Origin of the sequence: Azotobacter salinestris (assembly GCF_009363155.1) — a bacterium.
Lineage (GTDB): Bacteria > Pseudomonadota > Gammaproteobacteria > Pseudomonadales > Pseudomonadaceae > Azotobacter > Azotobacter salinestris.
This window is the reverse complement of the sequence record NZ_CP045302.1, coordinates 1930043-1951060: the sequence shown is the minus strand read 5'-3', so window position 1 is coordinate 1951060 and position 21018 is coordinate 1930043. Positions and strand designations below refer to the sequence as shown.

The following is a 21018-nucleotide window of genomic DNA, read 5'->3' as shown; positions in this document are numbered from 1 at the left end:
AGCATGCCGCACACAGGACATGGACGGCTGTCGAGGCGACAGCACGGAAAGGAGTATCTCGCATGAATCTGCGTCAGTTGAAAAAGGCCGGCCGCCAGCCGGAGCTGCCGCTGCTCGTCGAGCTGGCCGATGCCGACGGGTCGGCCACCCTGCGCCTCGACAGCCTGCTGCGCGTGCTGCCGGGGCAGCGCTACGTCGGTCGTGGCGAGTGGCGCGGCCAGAGAGTGCTCGCCAAGCTGCTGGTCGGCGACAAGGCGTCGCGGCACTTCCAGCGCGAGCTGAAGGGCGTGCATCTGCTCGCCGGCCAGCAGCAGACGACGCCGCACCTGCGCGCCGAGGGCCTGATCGAGGGGGAGGGCGGCTGGCTGCTGTTCGAGTATCTCGAGGAGGCCCACGGCCTGAACGAGGCCTGGCAGCAGGTGGAGGGCGAGCCGCTGCTGTCCGACGGCCAGCAGGCGGTACTCGGCGAAGCCCTGACCGCCATCGCCGGCCTGCATGCCAAGGGACTCTGGCAGGCCGATATGCACCTGGACAACCTGTTGCGCCACGAGGGGCGGCTGTATCTGGTCGACGGCGGCGCGGTACATGCCGAGGAGCCGGGTCGGCCGCTGTCCCGCGAGCGGGTGCTGGAGAACCTCGGCGCCTTCTTCGCCCAGTTCCCGGTCGCACTCGAGCCGTTCATCGAGGAACTCCTGGTCCATTACCTGCTGGTCAACGGCGAGCATGCCCTGCCGCTGGAAGCGCTGCTCAAGGAGGTGGCCCGGGTGCGGCGCTGGCGCCTGCGCGACTTTCTCGCCAAGGTCGGTCGCGACTGCACCCTGTTCAGCGTGCGGCGCGGGCCCATGGGGCTGTGTGCGCAGCGGCGCGATAGCGAGGCGCTGCTGCGTCCGCTCCTGGCCACGCCGGATGCGCTCATCGAACGGGGGCACATCTACAAGACCGGCGGGGCCGCCACCGTGGCGCGGGTCGAGCTGTGCGGCCGGATACTGGTCGTCAAACGCTACAACATCAAGGGCTTCGCCCACTGGCTCAAACGCTTCTGGCGGCCCAGTCGCGGCTGGCACAGCTGGGTCGCTGGCAATCGCCTGGCCTTTCTCGGCATCCCCACGCCGCGCCCCCTGGCGGTGCTCGAGCGGCGCTTCTGCGGGCTGCGCGGGCGTGCCTACCTGATTACCGAATACTGCGGCGGGCAGGATATACTCGCGCGCTTTCAGCCGTATCTGGACGGCATGCCGCCGGAAGAGGAGCTGCTGGCGCTGGAACGGCTGTTCGCCGCCCTGCTGCGCGAGCGCATCAGCCATGGCGATCTGAAGGGCAACAACCTGCTCTGGCAGGATGGCCACTGGCTGCTGATCGACCTGGATGCACTGGAGCAGCATCACAGCACTGCCCGTTTCGAGCGCGCCTTCGCCGAGGACCGCGCCCGCTTCCTGCGCAACTGGCCGGCCGACTCGGCGCTGTTCCGGCTGCTCGATCAACGCTTACCGCGGGCAGCGGATGCCCGCACCACCGAAGAGTAAAGAGGCTAGACCCTGTGGCACTGACGATTCTCGGCCTTTCCGGCGCCCTCAGTCACGATCCCTCCGCCGCCCTGTACATCGACGGCAGGCTGGTCGCGGCCGCCGAAGAAGAGCGCTTCGTGCGCGACAAGCACGCGAAGAACCGCATGCCCTACGAGTCGGCCAAGTTCTGCCTGGAGCAGGCCGGGATCAAGCCCTCCGATGTCGACGTGGTGGCCATTCCCTTCGCACCGATCAGCCTGTTCGACAAGGCCCGCTGGCACTATGCCGGGCGCTACTGGTACGCCCCGGACCGGGCGCTGGACGCCATCCTGATGGGCAACCGCCGCTACAAGCGCTACCGCACACGCATCCAGTGGTGCCTGCAGCAGCTCGGCTTCGATCTCAAGAAGGTGCGGATCGAGGCGGTCGAGCACCACCTGGCCCACGCATCCAGCGCCTACCACTGCGCGGGCTTCACCGAAAAGACCGCGATCCTCGGCATCGACGGCAAGGGCGAGTACGCCACCACCTTCTTCGGCTGGGGCGAGAACGGCCAGATCCACAAGATCAAGGAGTTCTACGACCCCGACTCGCTCGGCGGCCTGTACGGCGCCATCACCGAGTACCTCGGCTTCGAGATGCTCGACGGCGAGTTCAAGGTGATGGGCATGGCGCCCTATGGCGACGCCGCCCGCTACGACTTCTCGCGGCTGGCCAAATTCGAGAACGGCGAGCTGACCATCAACACCGACTACGCCAACGTCATCGGCTTCCGCCGCTACAAGGACAAGGGCAAGGGCTACTACTTCTCGCCCAAGCTGGTCGAGTGGCTGGGGCCCAGGCGCGAAGGCGATGTCGCCGACGAACCCTACATCCACTACGCCGCCAGCATGCAGGCGCTGTTCGAGAAGCTGGCGCTGGAGATGATGGACTACTACCTCGGCGACATCATCCGCGAGACCGGACGGATCGCTTTCTCCGGCGGCTGCGCGCTGAACGTCAAGCTGAACCAGAAGATCATCGCCCGCCCGGAGGTGAAGGAGCTGTTCGTCCAGCCGGCGTCCGGCGATGCCGGCACCGCGGTCGGCGCCGCCGCCTACGTCTCGCACCAGCGCGGCGTGCCGGTGGAGAAGATGGAACATGTCTATCTCGGCCCGTCCTACTCCAACGAGGAGGTGATCGCCGCCTGCGCCAGGCACCCGCAGAAGCCCGTCTGGAAGAGAATCGACAACGTCGAGCAGCGCATCGCCCGGATCATGGTCGACGGCCATCCGGTGGCCTGGTTCCAGGGCCGCATGGAGTTCGGCCCGCGCGCCCTCGGCGGGCGCTCGATCATCGGCTGCCCGAGCGTGCCGGGCGTCGCCGACCGGATCAACGAGCAGATCAAGTTCCGCGAGCGCTGGCGGCCGTTCTGCCCGTCGATGCTCGACACCGTCGCCGCGCAGATGCTCAAGGTCGATCATCCGTCGCCGTTCATGACCTTCACCTTCGAGGTCAACGAGGAGTGGAAGACCCGCGTGCCGGAAGTCGTCCATGAGGACGGCACGTCCCGCGCCCAGGTGCTCAGGCGCGAGTTCAACCCGCGCTGGTACGACCTGATGAAGGAGCTGGAAAACCTCACCGGCAACGGCGTGTCGCTCAACACCTCGCTGAACCGCCGCGGCGAGCCCATGATCTGTTCGCCGACCGACGCCCTGAACATGTTCTACGGATCGGACCTGCGCTACCTGATCATGGAAGACATCCTGGTGGTCAAGGACGGGATGGACTGGTATGACGCCATCTGAGGGGCCGCGGGTCCTGCAGTTCTGCCACGGCTACGACGGGCCTTTCCTCGACTGCGCCCGGCAGTACGCGCAGCTGTTCGCCGGCACCCCGTACAAGGTCACCACCGTCTACCTGACTGGCGAGCCCAGCATCGAGGCGGCGCAGGGCAGCGCCTCCGACGAGGTGGTCTTCCTCGGCTATGACAGCAGGGATGTGCGCGGCCTCAAGCTCGCCGCCATCCGCGAGCTGAAGCGCATCCTGCGCGGGCGCGATTTCCGCCTGTGCATCGCCCATCGCTTCAAGCCGGCCTACGTCGCCCTGCTGGCCAGCGGCCTGCCGGTGATCGCCGTGCATCATGCCTTCGACGACTACCGGCGGTTGTCGCGGCGGCTGTTCGCCCATTTCTTCCGCGGGCGCCTGAGCCTGCTCGGCGTGTCGGACGCGGTGCGCGACGACATGCGCGCCTGCCTGCCATCCTGGCCGGCCGAGCGTATCGAGACCCTGTACAACCGCATCGATGTGGCGGCCCTCAAGGCCGTGCAGCTGGAGCGTCGGGTGGCCCGCCAGGCGCTGGAGCTGCCGGAGGAGGCCTGGGTCGTCGGCAACGTCGGCCGGCTGCATCCGGACAAGGACCAGGCCACCCTGTTGCGCGGCTTCGCTGAAGCGCTGCCGCAGCTGCCTGCAGGCAGCCTGCTGGCGATCCTCGGCAGTGGCCGGCTGGAGGCCGAGCTGAAAACCCTGGCCGGCACGCTGGGCATCGACCGCCAGGTGCGCTTTCTCGGGCAGGTTCCCGAGGCCCGGCGCTACTTCAGGGCCTTCGACGTCTTCGCGCTGAGTTCCGACCACGAGCCGTTCGGCATGGTGCTGCTGGAAGCGATGGCCGCCGGCGTGCCGCTGATCGCCACCGACTGCGGCGGCGGCAAGGAAGTGGTCGAGGGCGCCGGTACGCTGTTTCCGCTGGGCGATGCGGCGGCGCTGGCCGCGGGCCTGGTGCGTCTCGCCGGCCTCGACGAGGCCGCCCGCGCCGCCTGCGAGCAGGCCATGGAGCGACGGCTGCAGGAGCGCTTCTCCGACCAGGCGGTGGCCCGGCGCTTCTGGGCGCTGCCGATGACCGCCCCCTTCGTGCTGGACTGACCTCATGGCCGAACCCATTCGTATCGCTCCGCCGGGCGAAGGTGCCTGGGCGCGCAGGGCCCGCATGCTGGATCGCTATCGCTGGCGGCTGCTGCGCGAGCGCCACGCCTGGCCGGGTGCTGCGCTGCGTTTTGGCCGCGAGGCGCTGCTCGACCTGATATTCGGCATACGGGCACACCTTGGCCTGTCGAAAGCTAGCCGTGAAAGCGAGTCCTGCGACTTCCTGCTGTTGCAGGGGGCGCCCAAGGTGATTCCGCTGCAGCGCAAGAAACACCTGATCGCGGCCTTGCGCGGTGCCGGTCACCACTTGGTCGAGATCGCCCAGGAAGATCCGCGGGCGGTCATCGCCGGACACATGCTGGCGCGTCCGCCGCAGCCGGTGCCGCTGCGCTATTTCGGCTACGCCGCCTACGCCGAATGGCTGATCGAGCGCCACGATCCCAAGCTGCTGATCAACGACCGTAACGGCAGTCTGTACAGCCCGTTCCTACGCCTGTCGCTCAACCGTCTTGGCCGTCCGCTGGTACACCTGGCCCATGCCACCACTCTGGAAGACTCGCGGCGCCTGGGCATGACCGATTACGACTACTACTTCCTGTTCGGCCAGAGTTCGCTGGACGCGCTGCGCGAGCGGCCCCTGCGCTTCGGCGACACCCGGGCGGTGCTGTCCGGCTCGCACATGATCGACCGCGCCTACGATCTGCCGCCGGCCGATGCGGCGCTGCGTACCCTGCTGATTCTTGGGGTCGGCCCCGACAAGGAGAAGGAGGCCGGCTACCAGCGCACCTATGCGCTGCTCAGGGACTGGGCCGCGGACAATCCGCACTACCGGGTGCTGGTCAAGGCCCATCCGCGCAGCAAGGTGCCGTTCTGGCAGGAAGCGGCCGCGCAGCACGCCCATATCGAGGTCCTGCCGGCCGGCTGCACTCTGGCCGAGGCCCTCGGGCGAGCCGGTGTGGTGGTCAACATCATGTCCAATGCGGTGGTCGAGGCGGCGCTGGCGCGGCGGCCGGTCATCTATGTCAATGCCGGCGACGATCGGGACATCTTCGCCCAGGAGCGTTTCTTCGGCGGGCGGATCGACTCCCTCGCGGCCTTGACGCAGCGTGTGGCCTGGATCGAGGAGCATTACCTTGCAAGCCTCGAAAAGGCGCGGGAATTCGCCGAATATCACCTGGCCCATGGGGTTTGCGGTCTGGAGCAGACCATCGAACTGCTTGGCCGTCTCCTTCAGGGGGACGCTGTCCCGGGCCAGCCGCTCGACGGCTCCGTCTCATGAGCGGGTTTTACCGGACTTAATCGAGGATCACACAGTGAGCTGGCCGTTTGATTTTGCCTGCGTCATCAATCTGGACGGCAGGCCGGACCGTTGGGCTCGCATGGAGGCGTCTTTACGTGACATGGGTGTGCAGGCGGAGCGTTTTCCCGCGGTTTCCCTGCACAATCTGGAGGGCGACCCGCCATCCACGGCGTTGCGGGAGTTCCTGCTGCGCGCCGATGGCGAGAGTCCCGGGTTCGAGCGCAAGCTGCTGGGGACCTGGGCCTGCATGCGCAGTCATCTCGGCGTGATCGCCAAGGCCAGGGACAACGGCTGGCCGGCGGTGCTGATCATGGAGGATGACTGCGAATTCGAGCCCTATGCCCAGGCCGTACTCAGGCGCGTGCAGGCCCAGCTGCAGGGAAAAGGGTGGGACATGCTGTATCTCGGCGGCACCTTCAAGAAGGGCGGGGCGAAGCGGAAGGTCGCGGCGAACCTGCTGTCGGTGACGCGCATGCGTTTGACCCATGCCTACATGGTCAAGGCGGAGCTCTACGAGCGGATTCTCGCCGAGGCGCCCCTGTCCGGGCTGCCGCTCGACTGGTACTACTCCGAGGTGCTGCTGCCGGAAGTTCGTGGGCTCATGGTGAAGCCCACCTTGGCGCGTCAGCGGCTCATGGACCTGAGCGACATCGAGCAGGTAATGCGCAAACCCAGGTTCAAATCCCGCCAGTTTCTGGAGCGTCTGCTGGCCAGAATCCGGTATGGGTGAAAAGTGACTCGAGCGGATGGAAGCCGCCCATGGGGGCAGCTCACTTGCGAAGAGTGTAATGAGCAGGCTGTCGAAAGTCGGACCGGAGTTCTCCCCTGAGCGCGCGGTGGCGCCATGCAAGGGCTGGCTTGCGGAGCTTTCATGGCATCAATGATTGGCATGATGGAGCAGGGGCTGCGGAATTCGTTTATGGGGCATTTCTTGTTTTTTTCTCTGGCCAAGCATCAGAGCATTTATTTCCAGAAGCTTCTGGATGCGACCGAACTCCGTGGCAGGGTGGTGACTCCGGCGGATCTGCCTTGGCCGCGCCCCTGGCGGTTGCCGGCCATTGTCAAGCGCATCGACTGGGCGCGGCTGATCGACGAGAAATGTCAGGAGCGCCGTGTCAAGCGCAAGCCGGAGGGCCCGTTCTATCGGCTGCTGCTGCGCCTGGAGCTGCTCTGGACGGCACTGAGCATCCAGGCACTGCTGGACCGTGAGCATCCCGCGGCGCTGGTCATGTGGAACGGCTCTCATCGCTATTGCCAGCTGCTGAGGGCTCTGCTGCCGGAGGGCTGTCGCACCTTCTTCTTCGAGAATGGCCTGTTGCCCAACACCACGACGCTCGATTTCCGGGGGGTCAACTTCCACAACTCCGTACCGCGGGATGCCGATTTCTATCGGCGCTATGCGGCCACTCTGGGCGACGAGCCGGGCGGCGAGATCGTCCTGGTGCCGCGCAAGCCGCGCAATACCGGCTTGCAGCCTATCGCACTGCCCCAGCGGTACATATTCATACCCTTCCAGGACGACCGCGATACCCAGGTGCGCCTGTTCTCGCCCTGGGTAGGCAACATGCGCGAACTCTTCGCCCTGGGCGAGCGGCTGGCCGCCGAAACGGGCCTGTCCGTGGTTTTCAAGGAGCACCCCTCCAGCCGCGAGTCCTATCCCGAATTGCATCGTCGCACCCATGAGCGCCTGCTGTTCGCCAACGGCAACAGTACCCAGGAGTTGATCGAGGGCAGCCAGTTCGTGGTCACTCTGAACTCCACCGTAGGGCTGGAAAGCATTCTCCTCGGCAAGCCGGTGGTAACGCTGGGGCAGGCATTCTTCAACGTCGAGGGCGTGGTCATGCATGCGGACTCGGCCGACGAACTCGTGCGTATCGCCAGGCAGTTTCCCGACTGGCCCATCGACGATGGCTTGCGAAAAAGCTTCCTGCTCTATTTGAGGAATGTGTACTGTGTGCCGGGACGCTGGCAGGATGCCGATATCGAGCATTTGCAGGAAGTTGCACGCAGAATGCAAGCCTGAGGGCTCTTACATCTTGTCTGAAAGAGCGTTACCAACTTTTCATGCACTGCCCGGAAGCTGTCGGGTCAGGCCCCCCATCACTGGGCGAATGGACGCAGGGACCTGCCTTGGTTCTCATGAGTATTGGCAGCAGCTTGCCTGCGAGCGGTTCGTCCTGCTCGAGTGCGTTTCGATTCGGGGGAAATCATGTCCGTCACCACTATAAAAAGTACCGATCTTCTGCATATTGCCTTTGGTGTGGACGAAAAGTATCTGCACCCCATGGGGGTAACCATTGCCTCCATTGTTGAAAACAACCCCGGGCTGAATCTGGTCTTCCATGTTTTCATTTCCAGGATTTCGCCGAACAGTCGTGCGTGTCTGGAGCAACTGGAGCGGACTTTCGAGAGGCCGGTCAAGCTGCACCTGGTCGATGAGCTGATGAATGTCAAAGACCCGGCAGCGGCCAAGGGACAGGCCCATATTTCAAAGGCGGCCTACATTCGGCTGCTGATTCCCGAGGCACTCAAGGATGTAGCCGACAGGGTGCTTTATCTCGACGCGGATATTCTGTGCGTTGGTGATATTTCCGGCTTATTGCAACTGGATATCAGCCAGCAGACTGCTGCCGTGGTCCGCGATACCGGTGCAGAGTCGAAGCGGGCCGGATTGGCCAAGAAGGGGCAGATACTGGGCAACTATTTCAACTCCGGCGTTCTGTATATCAACATCCCCCGCTGGATTGCCAGGGACGTATCACGCCAGGCTCTGGAGAAGATAGCCGATCCTGTCCTGAATCTCCGATATTCCGATCAGGATGCTCTCAACCTGGTGCTCGATGGCGACGTGCGAATAGCCGACAGGGTCTGGAACCATCAATATGGTCTGACCGGCAAGCTGAAAAAGGGCAAGGTCGACATGGATGTTCCGCCGGATACCAGGTTCGTCCACTTCATCGGTCCGATGAAGCCCTGGCGCAACTGGAACCCTCATCAGTCGAAGGAGTTGTTCCTCAAGTATCAGGCTCTGTCGCCCTGGGCCGGGGAGTCTCTGGATGACAGCTTTACCCCTCGAGAGATCTATGTCTACTCGCGGTTCATGTACCGGCTCATGTTTCAACAGGGGCGCTGGCTGAGCGGGTTGTTATGGTACGGCAAGTTCCTGCACAAGAAGTATATGACGGGCTAGTGGTTTTGCCGTTCTGGAAAGATTCACGGCCAGTGCATCTGGCCGCTGTCCCATCGCGTGTGAATGGCAGTCGCTCTTGACGGAAACACTATTGATCACCGGCGGTGCCGGCTATATCGGCTCTCACACGGTGATGACTCTGCTGGCCGCGGGTTTCGAGGTCATGGTGCTGGACAACCTGTGCAACAGCTCGGCCGAGTCCCTGGTCCGGGTAGCCAGGATTTGCGGCAGGGCGCCGACGCTCATCAAGGGCGATATTCGCGACGCCCGCTTGCTGGAGGCTCTTTTCGCCGCGCACGAGATAACGGCCGTGCTGCATTTCGCCGGACTCAAGGCCGTCGGTGAGAGTGTGCGCAATCCGCTGGAATACTATGAAAACAACGTGGCCGGCACCGTGCAGCTGTGCCGGGCGATGGCGCGTGCCGGTGTCTTTCGGCTGGTCTTCAGCTCCTCTGCGACCGTCTATGGACAGCCGCGCAAGGTACCGCTGTCCGAGGCCTGTCCGACCGGTTCGCCAGCCAGCCCCTATGCTCGCTCGAAGCTGATGGTCGAGGAGCTTCTACGTGATCTGGCGGCTTCAGATCCGCGCTGGGGCATTGCACTGCTGCGCTATTTCAATCCGGTGGGGGCGCATGACAGCGGGCTGATCGGGGAGGATCCCTGCGGCACTCCCAACAACCTGCTGCCTTTCATCGGGCAGGTCGCCATCGGCAGGCGCAAGGAGCTTGCCGTTTTCGGGGGGGATTATCCCACCCGGGATGGCACGGGCGTACGTGATTATATCCACGTGGTCGACTTGGCAGAGGGACACCTGAAGGCATTGCAGGCAATCAGCGACAGGACGGGGCTTGGGGTGTGGAATCTCGGCACGGGGCGAGGTTACAGCGTGCTGGAGATGATCCGCGCCTTCGAGTGCGCCAGCGGTTGCCCCATCCCGTATCGCATCGTGGGGCGTCGTCCCGGTGATGTTGCCACGTGTTGGGCAGACCCTCTCAAGGCGGAGCGGGAACTGGGCTGGAAGGCACGGAGAAGCCTTTCCGACATGATGGTCGATACCTGGCGCTGGCTGTCGATGAATCCGCATGGCTACGAAGGATGATCCGTCTTTCGTTGCCGCTGATGCAGAAAACTCCCGGGGCATTGTGCTTGACGGTTTTCCTGCCGAGATCCCGGCCTTTCCGTATTCGGAGGGCATGGCAGCAAGGATGCCGAACATGCTGTCCTGATAAGGGAGAGGTTCGTAGTGGCCTTGATTTTTGTCGCCACTTTTGGAGCTGAAACATATCCGGATCATTGGCCCGCACGGGGTGGTCTGTATGCGAGGAAGGGTTTCCCGATAATAAAAGGAGTTGAAGTGAGTTCCATTCAGCGCTTGGCCCAGGCGTCACGATTTTCCAATGCTTGCCTGTATATTCTGGGCGTCGGACTTTTCGTTCAGTTGACCGGTCTGCTGTTCAACAACGACGGTAGTCGTTATGCCACCCAGACCCATCTGTTGCTGTTTGTTCCGGCGCTCTTTCTATTGGTATCCCGGCGTCTGTCCGTGGGGCTCTGGCGGCAGTTGCCCGGAGGGGTTCTGCTCGGACTGTGCGTCTGGGTTCTGCTGGGGGGATGGCTGAATCCGGGCTCCGCCGGCGAGCCGGCCCATTGGCTCAAGATCGTCCTGCTCGTCCTTCTCTACGTATTCGCAGTGGCCAGCCTGGTCGAGCATGCGCGGCTCTTCACCGGGCTGTCGGCCATGGCCGTGGCCATGGCGGCGATTTTTGCCTGGCTGACGCTCTACTATCAGTTTGGCGTGCTCGGCAAACCGCTGGACTATCAGGCGTTGCGCTTTTCCGGCCGCCTGAGCGAACTGGGCTGGAAGGGTTTTGCCGATCTGGATCATCCCATTGTCGCCGGCCTGTATTACGGTGTTTTCATGGTGCTGGCGACCAGGCTTCTCGTCGGGCTTCATGTCCGTTTCTGGCAGGCCGGCCTGTTGGCCTTGGGCATGCTTGGATTGTCCACCTACATCCTGCTGACCTTCTCCCGTGGTGCCTGGTTTGCCACGGCGGCCGGCTGTTTTGTCATGCTCCTGCTGCTACCCAATGTCAAATCGAGAAGCCTGCTCGGGGCAGGGGCTCTCCTGCTGCCGGTCGTGCTGTTTGCGTTCTGGCCGGAGGTCCAGCACGAGCGCCAGGTGGGATTGAGCAGCCGTGGCTTGATCTGGGACGAGTGGGGCGAGCGCCTTCCTTCATTCTGGTTGCTGGGAGCAGGGGCCGGAGCGGACTTCGATTTTACCTTTCCGCCGCCCGCCAACTGGAGCGTCAAGCACGCGCATAGCCTTTACCTGCAGCTCTGGTACGAATACGGCATCGTCGGCTTCCTGTTGTTCGTCGCCTTGCTCGCGAGTCTGCTCTGGAAGGGCTGGACGTGCAGGGCGGAGCCTCTGGCCCGGTTGGGGCTGGCCTTGCTGACATTTGCCATGGTGGCAATGGTTTCGGACGTCTATGCCGTCTTCCATCGCCCGAGTCCCTATTGGGTGGTGTTCTGGTTTCCGGTCGGCATCCTGCTCGGGGTGCGGTGTTCGTCCTCCGAGGGCGAAACGGCCTGAGCCAGCCAGACTTGGTGCATATCCGCAGCCGCTGCCGTCACTTCGTCTTGCCTGGACCTGCGAGGGCCGTGCGGCTGGCCTGGCTGTGGGCCGCATGGCGATACAGTTCGCACAGCGCGTCGAAGGGGAAGTCGGTCAGCTTGCGCCGCTCCAGATAGCGGCGCAGATGACCGAGGTTGCGCCTGACCTGCCAGGCGCCGAGCGCACCCTGCCGGCAGCGCAGGTCGAGGATGTCGATCAGGCCGAACTGGCCGTCGGGCATGCGGATGATGTTGCCCAGGTGCAGGGAGCGGAAGTAGACCCCGCGCTCGTGCAGGTGACGGATGAAGTCCGCCAGGGCCGGCAGCAGTTCGGCGATCTGCTGCGGCTTCTGGCGATACAGCTGCTCCACGGAGGCTCCCGGAAGCGGGTGGTAGAGACAGCCGCTCAGGCCCGCCGCACGGTCCAGCCAGAAGGTCTCGATGACCTGTGGCGTGCGGATGCCGCGCTCTGCGAGCTGCCCGGCATTGCGGGAGAAGCGCCGCGCGGCGGGCTGCAGGCGGGCGAGCAGGGGATGGCGGCGGGTATGGAAGATTTTCAGGAAGCGCCCGTCGTCCAGGGCGACGACCTTGGGGCCGCGTCCGTCCTTTTCCAGGACCCGGCCGTTTCCCAGCCATTCTTCCAGCTGCTGCGCTGATACAATCCGCATCCTGTTCCTCAATCGATGTCCGAGGCTCGCCGCATGGCCAACCCTGTCCAGCAATCCAGCCTGAAAGTCTATTTGCGGTTGCTGAGGTATGTTCTGCCCTATACGAAGGCTTTCGCCTTGAGCATCGTGGGGTTCCTGTTGTTCGCATCGAGCCAGCCGCTGCTGGCGGAAATGCTCAAGTACTTCCTGGATGGCCTGGAGGGGGCGGGCGACGCCAGGCTGCTGGGCGTGCCGCTGCTCTATGGCGTGCCGCTGCTGATTGTACTCATTGCCCTCTATCAGGGCATAGGCTCGTTTCTCGGCAACTACTACCTGGCGAAAGTCGCCCGCGGCGTGGTGCACGACCTGCGCTGCGCCCTCTTCGACAACCTGCTGACTCTGCCCAACCGTTATTTCGATACCCACAACTCGGGCCACCTGATTTCGCGGATCACCTACAACGTGACCATGGTGACGGGCGCGGCGACCGATGCGATCAAGGTGGTGATCCGCGAGGGGCTCACCGTCGTTTTCCTGTTCGGCTATCTGCTCCTCAGCAACTGGAAGCTGACCCTGCTGCTGGTGGTGCTGCTGCCGATCATCGCGCTGATGGTGACCGCGGCCAGCAAGCGCTTTCGCAAGCAGAGCCGGAAGATCCAGGATGCCATGGGCGACGTCACCCATGTCGCCTCGGAAACCATTCAGGGCTACCGGGTGGTGCGCAGCTTTGGCGGCGAGACCTACGAGCGGGGGCGCTTCCACAAGGCCAGCGCCCTCAACATGAACCGCAGCCTGAGCATGACCCGTACCCAGGCGGTCTATACGCCGCTGCTGCAGCTGGTCATCTACAGCGGCATGGCCGTACTCATGTACATGGTGCTCTATCTGCGCGGCGATGCCTCGGCGGGCGACCTGATCGCCTACATCACCGCGGCCGGCATGCTGCCCAAGCCGATCCGCCAGCTGTCCGAGGTCAGCGCCACGATTCAGAAGGGTCTGGCGGCGGCCGACAGCATCTTCGCCCAGCTCGACGAGGAGCCCGAGCTCGACCAGGGGCGTGTCGAGCGCGAGCGGGTCGCCGGGCGTCTCGAGGTGCGCGACCTGAACTTCGGCTACCCCGGCAGCGAGCGTCCGGTGCTGGAGGGCATCAGTTTCAGCGCCGAACCCGGACAGATGGTCGCCCTGGTCGGCCGTTCCGGCAGCGGCAAGTCGACCCTGGCCAACCTGATCCCGCGCTTCTACCAGCATCGACAGGGACAGATCCTGCTCGACGGCGTCCCCATCGAGGACTACAGCCTGCGCAACCTGCGCCGGCACATCGCCCTGGTGACCCAGCAGGTCACCCTGTTCAACGACAGCGTGGCCAACAACATCGCCTATGGCGACCTGGTTGGAGCGCCTCGCGAGGCCATCGAGCAGGCTGCCGAGGCCGCCTACGCCCGGGAGTTCGTCGACAAGCTGCCGCAGGGCTTCGACACCGAGGTGGGCGAGAACGGCGTGACCCTTTCCGGCGGCCAGCGCCAGCGCCTGGCGATCGCCCGGGCGCTGCTCAAGGACGCGCCGCTGCTGATTCTCGACGAGGCCACCTCGGCGCTGGACACCGAGTCCGAGCGACATATCCAGGCCGCCCTGGATCGCGTCATGCAGGGGCGCACCACGCTGGTCATTGCCCACCGTCTGTCGACCATCGAGAAGGCCGACCTGATCCTGGTGATGGACGAAGGGCACATCGTCGAGCGCGGCACCCACGCCGAGCTGCTGGCGCTCGGCGGGCACTACGCGCGTCTGCACGCCAGACAATTCAAGGAAACCGATGAAATGCTTTCTGTAACAGGGGATGCCTGATGCTGCAGTTGTTGCGTGGCTGGCGTGAGCGCGGCTGGAATGTCATCGATCGGGCGGCCTATGCCGCGGCCTGGCACCGCCATGGCGGCAGCGTGGCGACCCATCCCGAGTTCGTCGAGCGGCTGTCCGCCCTGGCGGACATGCCTGTCCGTTACCTGGGCTGGGAGCAGGATGGCGAGCTGCTGGCTGCCGTGCCCTGCTGGGGGCGCCATCTGGCACTGTCCAAGGACGTGCTGAAGCAGGCCGGCAAGCGCCGGCTGTTCGATCTGGGCAATGCCGAGGTGATCCTGCCGATCGCCGAGAACGCCTGCGTCCCCGTGCGTCAGCAGATGAGCTACGTCTCCGAGCTGAACCACGGGCGCATCGAGAATCTGCGCGAGCAGCCCGAGCAGTTGGCCATGGCCCGCCCGCCGGAGAACTACAAGGGCCGCTATCGCTACAACCTGCGCCGCGACCTGCGCCTGTTGCAGGAGGCCGGCGGTCATCTGCGGCCGATCGGCGAGGTGACGCCTGCCGAGCGCGCTTCCATCTACTCGGAGCTGTTCGAGCGCCGCTGGAAGTTCGAAGTGCCGGGCAAGCCCCGCCTGGCCGAGGTGTTCGAGCTGATGAACGAGTTCATGGCCGGCCAGGTGGTGTTTCTCGAGGAGCGCCCCATCGCCATCCAAATCCTCTATCGGGTCGAGTCGCCCAAGTGGGTCTCCTACGAGTACATCAACGGCGGCTTCGATCCCGACTGCGACAAGCTGGCCCCGGGCAGCGTGCTCACCTTCGTCAACACCCAGGACGCCTGGGCCGAGGCGCGGGCGAAGGACAAGCAGCTGCGCTATTCCTTCGGGCGTGCCGACCGCGAATACAAGGATCTGTGGTGCCACCGGGTGCCGGTCTATCAGGTTTGACGCCATGACAGCCCGCAAGCAGCAGTTGCTGAAGCGCCATCGCCGCAACAAGCGCTTCTTCATGCTGGTCGCCCTGGTGGCGCTGGTCCTGCTCGGCCTGCTGGTCGCCTGGTGGCTGGTGCCGCTGGCGCTGGTGCTGGGCTGGGTCGCCCACGAGGCCTGGTTCGCCGATCATCTGTTCTATCGTCCGCAGGATGATTACCGCTACGCTTTTCCGCCCGATGCCCTGGCCCTGCCGGCGCGCCTGGAGGAGGGCAGGCTGGTGGTTGAGGGCGATATCGGTGCGGCCGAGACCCTGATCCTCGAGGTGCGCGTCAGCGCCGGCCGGCTCGGCCGGCTGTTCGATCCGCAGGTGTGGATCGGCGACGACCGCCAGGATTTCGAGCGCGGCGTCGACGGGCGGCGCTACCTGAACCTGTCCGGTCAGCAGGAGGCGCTGCGTGACGGGAGCCTGCGCCTTCACGGGCGCTTCTGCAGCCTGGCCGGCAGTGCCACCCTGCATGCGCTGAGCAACCCGGACTATGCCGAACGGCGCCTGCTGATCGTCGCCCCGCATGCCGACGACGCCGAACTGGCCGCCTTCGGCCTCTACAGCCGGGCACGGGACGTCGCCATCGTCACACTGACCCAGGGCGAGATCGAGGCTGGGGTCTACTCGACGCGGCTGCCGCGGCGCGTTTCAAGGGCCGCCTGCGCACCTGGGACAGCCTGGCGGTGCCGCTGTGGGGGGGCGTGCCGCAGAGCCGCTGCGTGCAGCTCGGCTACTACTGCCTGCAACTGCCGACGATGGCCGCCGAGCCGCCGCGACCGTTCGGCTCGCGGGAGTCCGGCGAGACGGACATCCGCAACGCCCGCCGGCACAATCCGTTGCCCCTCCCCGGCGATGCCGACGGTGCGCCGAGCTGGCGCAACCTGGTCGCCGACCTGGGTGCGCTGCTCGAGCACTTCCGTCCCGAGGTGGTGGTGACGCCGCATCCCGAGCTGGATCCGCATGCCGACCACGTGGCCGCCACCCGTGCCCTGCGCGAGGCGGTTGCCGACAGCGCCTGGCGTCCCGAGACCCTGCTGCTCTACGCCAACCATCTGCACGACAACGACCGCTGGCCGATGGGCCCGGCCGAGGGTGGTATCGCCCTGCCGCCGGCCATCGAGCCGCTGCCGGCCGACGGCCTGTGGAGCCCCGGCCTTGATGCCGAGACCCGGTTGGACAAGGCCGCGGCCCTCGCCATGCAGCATGACCTGCAGGCGCCCCTGCCGGCGAAGAAGCGTCTGCGCCGGCTGATCCAGCAATTGCTGGCCGGGCGCCGCTGGCCGGCCACCGGGGCCGACGAGTTCTTCCGCAAGGCGGTGCGCCGGCATGAGCTGTTCTGGGTGCGGGCGGTTGCCACAGGCGAGCGCACAAGTAGCTGAGGAATCATGACGATTCCTGCTTAATGGAAGCTGGGTATTAATCCGGCAATACGAAAGCACAAATAAGGCTCATACCAGTATCGGCATATATCCTTGATTTTCAAGGAGAAACCAAAATACAGAAAGTGCCCTATTGTATTGCCGGATTAATAGTATCCGTTGCTGAGCAGGATGCATGACCATCCAGCCCGTTTGGCCAGAGCTTATCCTGTAACGACTGTGCCGCTATGAAAAATCTCGCGGCGCTCCTTGCGGCCTATTTTCAGATACTTGCTCACTTCATAGAGCCTGGCGAATCGGCCTGTATCAATCTCGGGATGGTTCTCTAGCGTGTGCTCCGTAATCTTGTCGTACTCTTGGCTGGTTAGGTGCTTCCCGAGTTCTCTGTGAAAGAAAAAGCCAAACAGGAAGCCAAGAAGCTCATGGCTGTATGCGGTTCTGCCAAACTGGTAGTTTTCAAAGTCGATTAACTTGGGTGTCTTTCTGTCTGGCGGTAGCATCAAGTTGCCTGCCCACATGTCAAGGTGATAGGCCTCTCTTTGGTGGAGTTTCATTATCAGTTCTTGGATACAGCGGGCGAACTCTTGGATTTCTTTCTTTTTGGGGTTGGTCGAGAGCCATGTCGCGGCATCCGTATGGGTGCCCAAGTGTTCTGATATTATTTCGAAGTCATTGATCAGTCCAAGTCTCTTTCGATAACCGAAGCCCAGAATCCTGGGGCTATCGATATTCTTCTGTAGGGCATTCAAATTGTTGATCAATTCTTCGACCTCCCAGTCAGGTCCGGCGTTCTTCCTGGGTAGCCCAAAAGTAATTCTGAGCTTGGACGAGAGGCCCGTCAGCAGCGATCTCTTGATGAAATAATTGCTTTTGTTGTGTGGGTGTGTGGCGAGTATCAGGGTGCGCTCGCCTCCAGTGCTTATTACGTTTCGTCTCAGGTTGCCGATGTCCAATGGTTCGGTCAGGTAATAGTGAAAGCCGTCGTTTTGTAGTTTTATGGGAAATGCTTTTTTTAGGTAGGCTAGCGAAGGCATATTGTTTCAAGACACTATTAAGGAAGGGGTATCTCTGTTGGTGGGACTATTGTAGAATTTTCAATATTTTTTTCTACTCTTCGGTACAGTATGAAGCTTTCCATGCCCCGTTTCGATCGCTCCCCCGTGCTGGTGGTCGGCGATGTCATGCTCGACCGCTACTGGCATGGCTGCACCACGCGGATTTCCCCGGAGGCGCCGGTACCGGTGGTGAAGGTCGAGCAGATGGAGGACCGCCCGGGCGGCGCGGCCAACGTCGCGCTGAACATCGCCGCCCTCGGTGCTGCGGCCACCCTGGTCGGGGTGACCGGCGCCGACGAGGCGGCCGACAGCCTGGCCCAGAGTCTGACGTCGGCCGGTGTCGACGTGCATTTCCAGCGCATCGCCAGTCAGCCGACCATCGTCAAGCTCAGGGTCTTGAGCCGCCATCAGCAGCTGCTGCGCATGGATTTCGAAGAACCTTTCGCCACCGATGCTTCGGCCCTGGCCAGCGAAGTCAAGGGGCTGCTCGCGGGCGTCCGGGTGCTGGTGCTCTCCGACTACGGCAAGGGTGCGCTCAAGAACCAGCAGGTGCTGATCCAGGCGGCGCGCGCCCGCGGCATTCCGGTGCTGGCCGATCCCAAGGGCAAGGACTTCAGCATCTACCGCGGCGCGGACCTGATCACGCCGAACCTGGCCGAGTTCGAGAACATCGTCGGCCGCTGCGCCGACGAAGCCGAGCTGGTGGCCAAGGGCGCCCGGCTGATGGCCGAGCTCGAGCTCGGCGCGCTGCTGGTGACCCGCGGCGAGCATGGCATGACCCTGCTGCGCCCCGGCCATCCGGCGCTGCACCTGCCGGCGCGGGCCCGCGAGGTGTTCGACGTCACCGGCGCCGGCGACACCGTGATCTCCACCCTGGCCGCAGCGCTGGCCGCCGGCGAGGAACTGCCGCAGGCGGTGGCGCTGGCCAACCTGGCGGCCGGCATCGTGGTCGGCAAGCTGGGCACCGCGGCGATCAGCGCCCCCGAACTGCGCCGCGCGGTGCAGCGCGAACAGGGCTCGGAGCGCGGCGTGCTGAGTCTCGAGCAGCTCCTGCTGGCCATCGAGGACGCCCGCGCCCAGGGCGAGAAGATCGTCTTCACCAATGGCTGCTTCGACATCCTCCACGCCGGCCACGTCACCTACCTGGACCAGGCCCGCGCCCAGGGCGACCGGCTGATCGTGGCGGTCAACGACGACGCTTCGGTCACCCGCCTGAAGGGGCCGGGCCGGCCGATCAACACGGTGGACCGGCGCATGGCGGTGCTCGCCGGGCTCGGCGCGGTGGACTGGGTGGTGAGCTTCGCCGAGGACACCCCCGAGCACCTGCTCGAGCAGGTCCGTCCGGACGTGCTGGTCAAGGGCGGCGACTATGGCGTCGATCAGGTGGTCGGTGCCGATATCGTCCGCACCCATGGCGGCGAGGTGCGGGTGCTGGGGCTGGTGGAGAACAGCTCCACTACCGGCATCGTCGAGAAAATCCGCCGGCAGCCATAAGCGCGGAAAATTCGTCCTTCAAATCCGTCGCACCCAAGCGCCTGCACTGCTTCGCCTGGGTATTGCGATCCGCAAATTCCTGTGGGGAAGAGGGTGTCGCACAGCATTTCTGCATCGACCACCGGAGCCAATGAGTTCCGCCGTGACATCAATGGACTACGCGCCTGGGCGGTGATGGCCGTGGTGTTGTATCACTTCGGCATCGCCGGTTTCGCGGGCGGTTTTGTCGGTGTCGATGTGTTCTTCGTCATCTCCGGATTCCTGATGACCGGCATCATCGGCAAGGGCCTGCAGCGGGGAGATTTTTCCCTGTGGGATTTCTACCTGGCCCGGGCCCGGCGGATTCTTCCGGCCCTGATCGTGCTGGCGGCGGTGCTGCTGGCGGTCGGTTGGTTCTTCCTGATGCCCAAGGAGTACGAGACGCTCGGTGGGCATGCCCGGCGAACCCTGCTCTTTGCATCCAACCTGCGTTACCTGCAGGAGTCCGGCTATTTCGATGACGACGCCCACGAAAAGTGGCTTCTGCATAGCTGGTCGCTGTCCGTGGAGTGGCAGTTCTATCTTCTGCTGCCCGTACTCCTGCTGGCCGTCTGGCGGTTGTTTCCGGGCCGGCGGGCAATGCTCCTGGTCCATGTCCCGTTATTGCTTGCCTCCTTTGGCGTCTGTGTCGTACTGACTCTGAGCGAGCCGCCCAAAGCCTTCTACCTGCTGCAGTCGCGGGCATGGGAGTTCCTGGCCGGAGGTCTGCTTTTCCTGTTTGGCGAGAACCTGAGGCTTTCCGCGCGCACCAGGCTCGGTTTGGAGTGGCTTGGCCTGCTCTCGATTGTCTCTGCCGTAGTCTTTCTCGACTCGTCGAGTCTCTGGCCGGGCTGGCTGGCACTGGTGCCCTGCATCGGGGCCCTGTCGGTACTGCTGGCACAGCGCGGAAATTCACCCTGGACCTGCAGCGCTGTAGCCCAGTGGCTTGGCACTCGCTCGTACTCCATCTACCTGTGGCATTGGCCGCTGGTCGCCGGCCTTGCCTATTGCGAGAGGCTGGAAAGCCCGGCCTGGGTCCTGTCTGCTCTCTTCGCGACCCTGTTGCTTGGCCAGCTCTCCTATGCCTTGGTCGAGGTTCCGGCACGGCGTGGCTTGCACGGATTGGCGCCTCGTTGGGCGGCGGCCGCTCTGCTACTGGCGGTTGTTCCGCCAGCGCTGGCAGCCGCCTGGATACGTGAAGCCGATGGTTTCCCGCAGCGTCTGCCCGCGGCCGTGGGCGAGATCGAGGCTCAGGCCGACAATCGCAATCCCCGGCAGGAAGAATGCCTGGACAAGGGAGCTGCCTGCACTTTCGGTGGCCCTTCGATCAGGGCGCTGATGGTGGGCGACAGTCATGCCGATGCGTTGGTCATGGCGGCACAGGCCGCGCTGCCCGGTTCGCAACAGGGCATCCAGTTTCGAGCGGCTCCCCTGTGTCTGCTGGTGTTCGGTGCGCACGATGTCGAGAGGAAGAATGCGGCGCCTTGTCTGGCCTTGAAGAGGGACCTGGAAGCAGAGTTGGCCGATGCTTCCTCCAGCCTGCCGGTCATCGTGATAAATCGGACCTCCGTGTATGCCATGGGCTACAACGAAAAATTCGAGGGCAAGGAGACCGGCCGGCCCCTGGTGTTTTTTTCCTCGCCTGCCGACAGGGCTTCGCCCGAGTATCTGGAGGAGTTTCGCCGGCACTATCTGGCGAGCGCTTGCGACATCGCCAGGCATCGGCCGTTATTCCTGATGCGGCCCATACCCGAGATGGCGATAGATGTGCCCCATGCCATGGCCAAGGCGATGCTGATAGGCGCCCAGAGGGAGATCTCGATCACACTGGCGGACTACCACAAGCGCCATGCCTTCGTCTGGCGCCTTCAGGACGAGGCCCGCGAGCAATGCGGCGCCCGGATTCTCGACCCCCTGCCTTATCTGTGCGACGGCAAGGTCTGTCACGGCAGCAGGAATGGAATCCCGCTGTATGCGGACGACGATCATCTGAGCGAGTTCGGCAACCGCCTGCTGGTGCCGATGTTTGCCAAGGCTTTCGCATCCATGCAGGACGCCGGCGAGGCCTTGGCACATCGGCGGAAGGATGTGGCCAGGTAAGGGCACTGGCGTGCCCTCGGTGAGCGGCGGCCGGGGGGAATTTCCTC

General features: G+C 64.1%; 15 protein-coding genes and 1 pseudogene. 14 read left to right on the top strand and 2 right to left on the bottom strand.

Annotated elements, in window-relative coordinates; genetic code table 11:
* Positions 1 to 62: 62 nt before the first annotated feature.
* From GCU53_RS09180 to GCU53_RS09140, 9 genes are all read left to right on the top strand, one after another.
* Positions 63 to 1520 (top strand): lipopolysaccharide kinase InaA family protein, encoded by a 1458-nt coding sequence (locus GCU53_RS09180; RefSeq protein ID WP_152387339.1) that lies wholly within the window; start codon positions 63 to 65, stop codon positions 1518 to 1520.
* Between the two features lie 14 nt (positions 1521 to 1534).
* Positions 1535 to 3289 (top strand): carbamoyltransferase family protein, encoded by a 1755-nt coding sequence (locus GCU53_RS09175; protein ID WP_152387338.1) that lies wholly within the window; start codon positions 1535 to 1537, stop codon positions 3287 to 3289.
* Positions 3276 to 4403: a glycosyltransferase gene (locus tag GCU53_RS09170; protein ID WP_152387337.1), complete on the top strand. Its 1128-nt coding sequence runs from the start codon at positions 3276 to 3278 to the stop codon at positions 4401 to 4403. Before GCU53_RS09175 ends, GCU53_RS09170 begins: the two co-directional genes overlap by 14 nt.
* Positions 4404 to 4407: 4 nt before the next feature.
* On the top strand, positions 4408 to 5682 hold the full coding sequence (locus tag GCU53_RS09165; RefSeq protein WP_152387336.1) for a polysialyltransferase family glycosyltransferase: 1275 nt from the start codon (positions 4408 to 4410) through the stop codon (positions 5680 to 5682).
* A gap of 100 nt (positions 5683 to 5782) precedes the next feature.
* Positions 5783 to 6433, top strand: a complete 651-nt coding sequence (locus GCU53_RS09160; protein WP_152387335.1) for a hypothetical protein — start codon at positions 5783 to 5785, stop codon at positions 6431 to 6433.
* A 201-nt stretch (positions 6434 to 6634) separates the two neighbouring features.
* Positions 6635 to 7726, top strand: coding sequence for a capsular polysaccharide export protein, LipB/KpsS family (locus tag GCU53_RS09155; protein WP_244307097.1), 1092 nt, complete (start codon positions 6635 to 6637; stop codon positions 7724 to 7726).
* 186 nt (positions 7727 to 7912) lie between these two features.
* The gene (locus tag GCU53_RS09150) at positions 7913 to 8893 is read left to right on the top strand and encodes a glycosyltransferase family 8 protein (RefSeq protein ID WP_152387333.1); all 981 of its coding nucleotides are present in this window, start codon (positions 7913 to 7915) and stop codon (positions 8891 to 8893) included.
* A gap of 91 nt (positions 8894 to 8984) precedes the next feature.
* Positions 8985 to 9992 (top strand): UDP-glucose 4-epimerase GalE, encoded by a 1008-nt coding sequence (gene galE, locus GCU53_RS09145; protein ID WP_152387332.1) that lies wholly within the window; start codon positions 8985 to 8987, stop codon positions 9990 to 9992.
* A 255-nt stretch (positions 9993 to 10247) separates the two neighbouring features.
* The gene (locus tag GCU53_RS09140; RefSeq protein WP_244307095.1) at positions 10248 to 11486 is read left to right on the top strand and encodes an O-antigen ligase family protein; all 1239 of its coding nucleotides are present in this window, start codon (positions 10248 to 10250) and stop codon (positions 11484 to 11486) included.
* Between the two features lie 37 nt (positions 11487 to 11523).
* On the opposite strand, the gene GCU53_RS09135 is transcribed toward GCU53_RS09140, so the two are convergent.
* A complete protein-coding gene (locus GCU53_RS09135) occupies positions 11524 to 12174 on the bottom strand; it encodes a phosphotransferase (RefSeq protein ID WP_152387331.1) in 651 nt (216 codons plus the stop codon).
* Between the two features lie 33 nt (positions 12175 to 12207).
* Between GCU53_RS09135 and msbA the strand changes: the two genes are divergently transcribed.
* From msbA to GCU53_RS09120, 3 genes and pseudogenes are all read left to right on the top strand, one after another.
* Positions 12208 to 13998, top strand: coding sequence for a lipid A export permease/ATP-binding protein MsbA (gene msbA, locus GCU53_RS09130; RefSeq protein ID WP_152387330.1), 1791 nt, complete (start codon positions 12208 to 12210; stop codon positions 13996 to 13998).
* The gene (locus tag GCU53_RS09125) at positions 13998 to 14894 is read left to right on the top strand and encodes a GNAT family N-acetyltransferase (protein WP_152387329.1); all 897 of its coding nucleotides are present in this window, start codon (positions 13998 to 14000) and stop codon (positions 14892 to 14894) included. Before msbA ends, GCU53_RS09125 begins: the two co-directional genes overlap by 1 nt.
* 4 nt (positions 14895 to 14898) lie before the next feature.
* Positions 14899 to 16304 (top strand): annotated as a pseudogene (locus GCU53_RS09120) (PIG-L deacetylase family protein).
* Positions 16305 to 16507: 203 nt separating this feature from the next.
* Here the strand turns inward: GCU53_RS09120 and GCU53_RS09115 are convergent.
* Positions 16508 to 17338 carry a lipopolysaccharide kinase InaA family protein gene (locus tag GCU53_RS09115; RefSeq protein WP_152387328.1) on the bottom strand — a complete coding sequence of 277 codons (831 nt, stop codon included), beginning with the start codon at positions 17336 to 17338 and terminating at the stop codon, positions 16508 to 16510.
* A gap of 90 nt (positions 17339 to 17428) precedes the next feature.
* Here GCU53_RS09115 and hldE point away from each other — a divergent pair, with 90 nt between their 5' ends.
* Together hldE and GCU53_RS09105 are read left to right on the top strand one after the other, a co-directional pair.
* Positions 17429 to 18853: a bifunctional D-glycero-beta-D-manno-heptose-7-phosphate kinase/D-glycero-beta-D-manno-heptose 1-phosphate adenylyltransferase HldE gene (gene hldE, locus GCU53_RS09110; RefSeq protein WP_152387327.1), complete on the top strand. Its 1425-nt coding sequence runs from the start codon at positions 17429 to 17431 to the stop codon at positions 18851 to 18853.
* Between the two features lie 93 nt (positions 18854 to 18946).
* Positions 18947 to 20971: an acyltransferase family protein gene (locus GCU53_RS09105; RefSeq protein WP_244307094.1), complete on the top strand. Its 2025-nt coding sequence runs from the start codon at positions 18947 to 18949 to the stop codon at positions 20969 to 20971.
* The last annotated feature ends 47 nt before the right edge of the window (positions 20972 to 21018 follow it).

What these genes read in the sequence shown, in the direction of transcription:
- GCU53_RS09180 (WP_152387339.1), top strand. Translation starts at nt 63, where the DNA reads ATGAATCTGCGTCAGTTGAAAAAGGCCGGCCGCCAGCCGGAGCTGCCG.
- GCU53_RS09170 (WP_152387337.1), top strand. Translation starts at nt 3,276, where the DNA reads ATGACGCCATCTGAGGGGCCGCGGGTCCTGCAGTTCTGCCACGGCTAC.
- GCU53_RS09165 (WP_152387336.1), top strand. Translation starts at nt 4,408, where the DNA reads ATGGCCGAACCCATTCGTATCGCTCCGCCGGGCGAAGGTGCCTGGGCG.
- GCU53_RS09160 (WP_152387335.1), top strand. Translation starts at nt 5,783, where the DNA reads ATGGAGGCGTCTTTACGTGACATGGGTGTGCAGGCGGAGCGTTTTCCC.
- GCU53_RS09150 (WP_152387333.1), top strand. Translation starts at nt 7,913, where the DNA reads ATGTCCGTCACCACTATAAAAAGTACCGATCTTCTGCATATTGCCTTT.
- GCU53_RS09135 (WP_152387331.1), bottom strand. Translation starts at nt 12,174, where the DNA reads ATGCGGATTGTATCAGCGCAGCAGCTGGAAGAATGGCTGGGAAACGGC.
- msbA (WP_152387330.1), top strand. Translation starts at nt 12,208, where the DNA reads ATGGCCAACCCTGTCCAGCAATCCAGCCTGAAAGTCTATTTGCGGTTG.
- GCU53_RS09125 (WP_152387329.1), top strand. Translation starts at nt 13,998, where the DNA reads ATGCTGCAGTTGTTGCGTGGCTGGCGTGAGCGCGGCTGGAATGTCATC.
- GCU53_RS09115 (WP_152387328.1), bottom strand. Translation starts at nt 17,338, where the DNA reads ATGCCTTCGCTAGCCTACCTAAAAAAAGCATTTCCCATAAAACTACAA.
- hldE (WP_152387327.1), top strand. Translation starts at nt 17,429, where the DNA reads ATGAAGCTTTCCATGCCCCGTTTCGATCGCTCCCCCGTGCTGGTGGTC.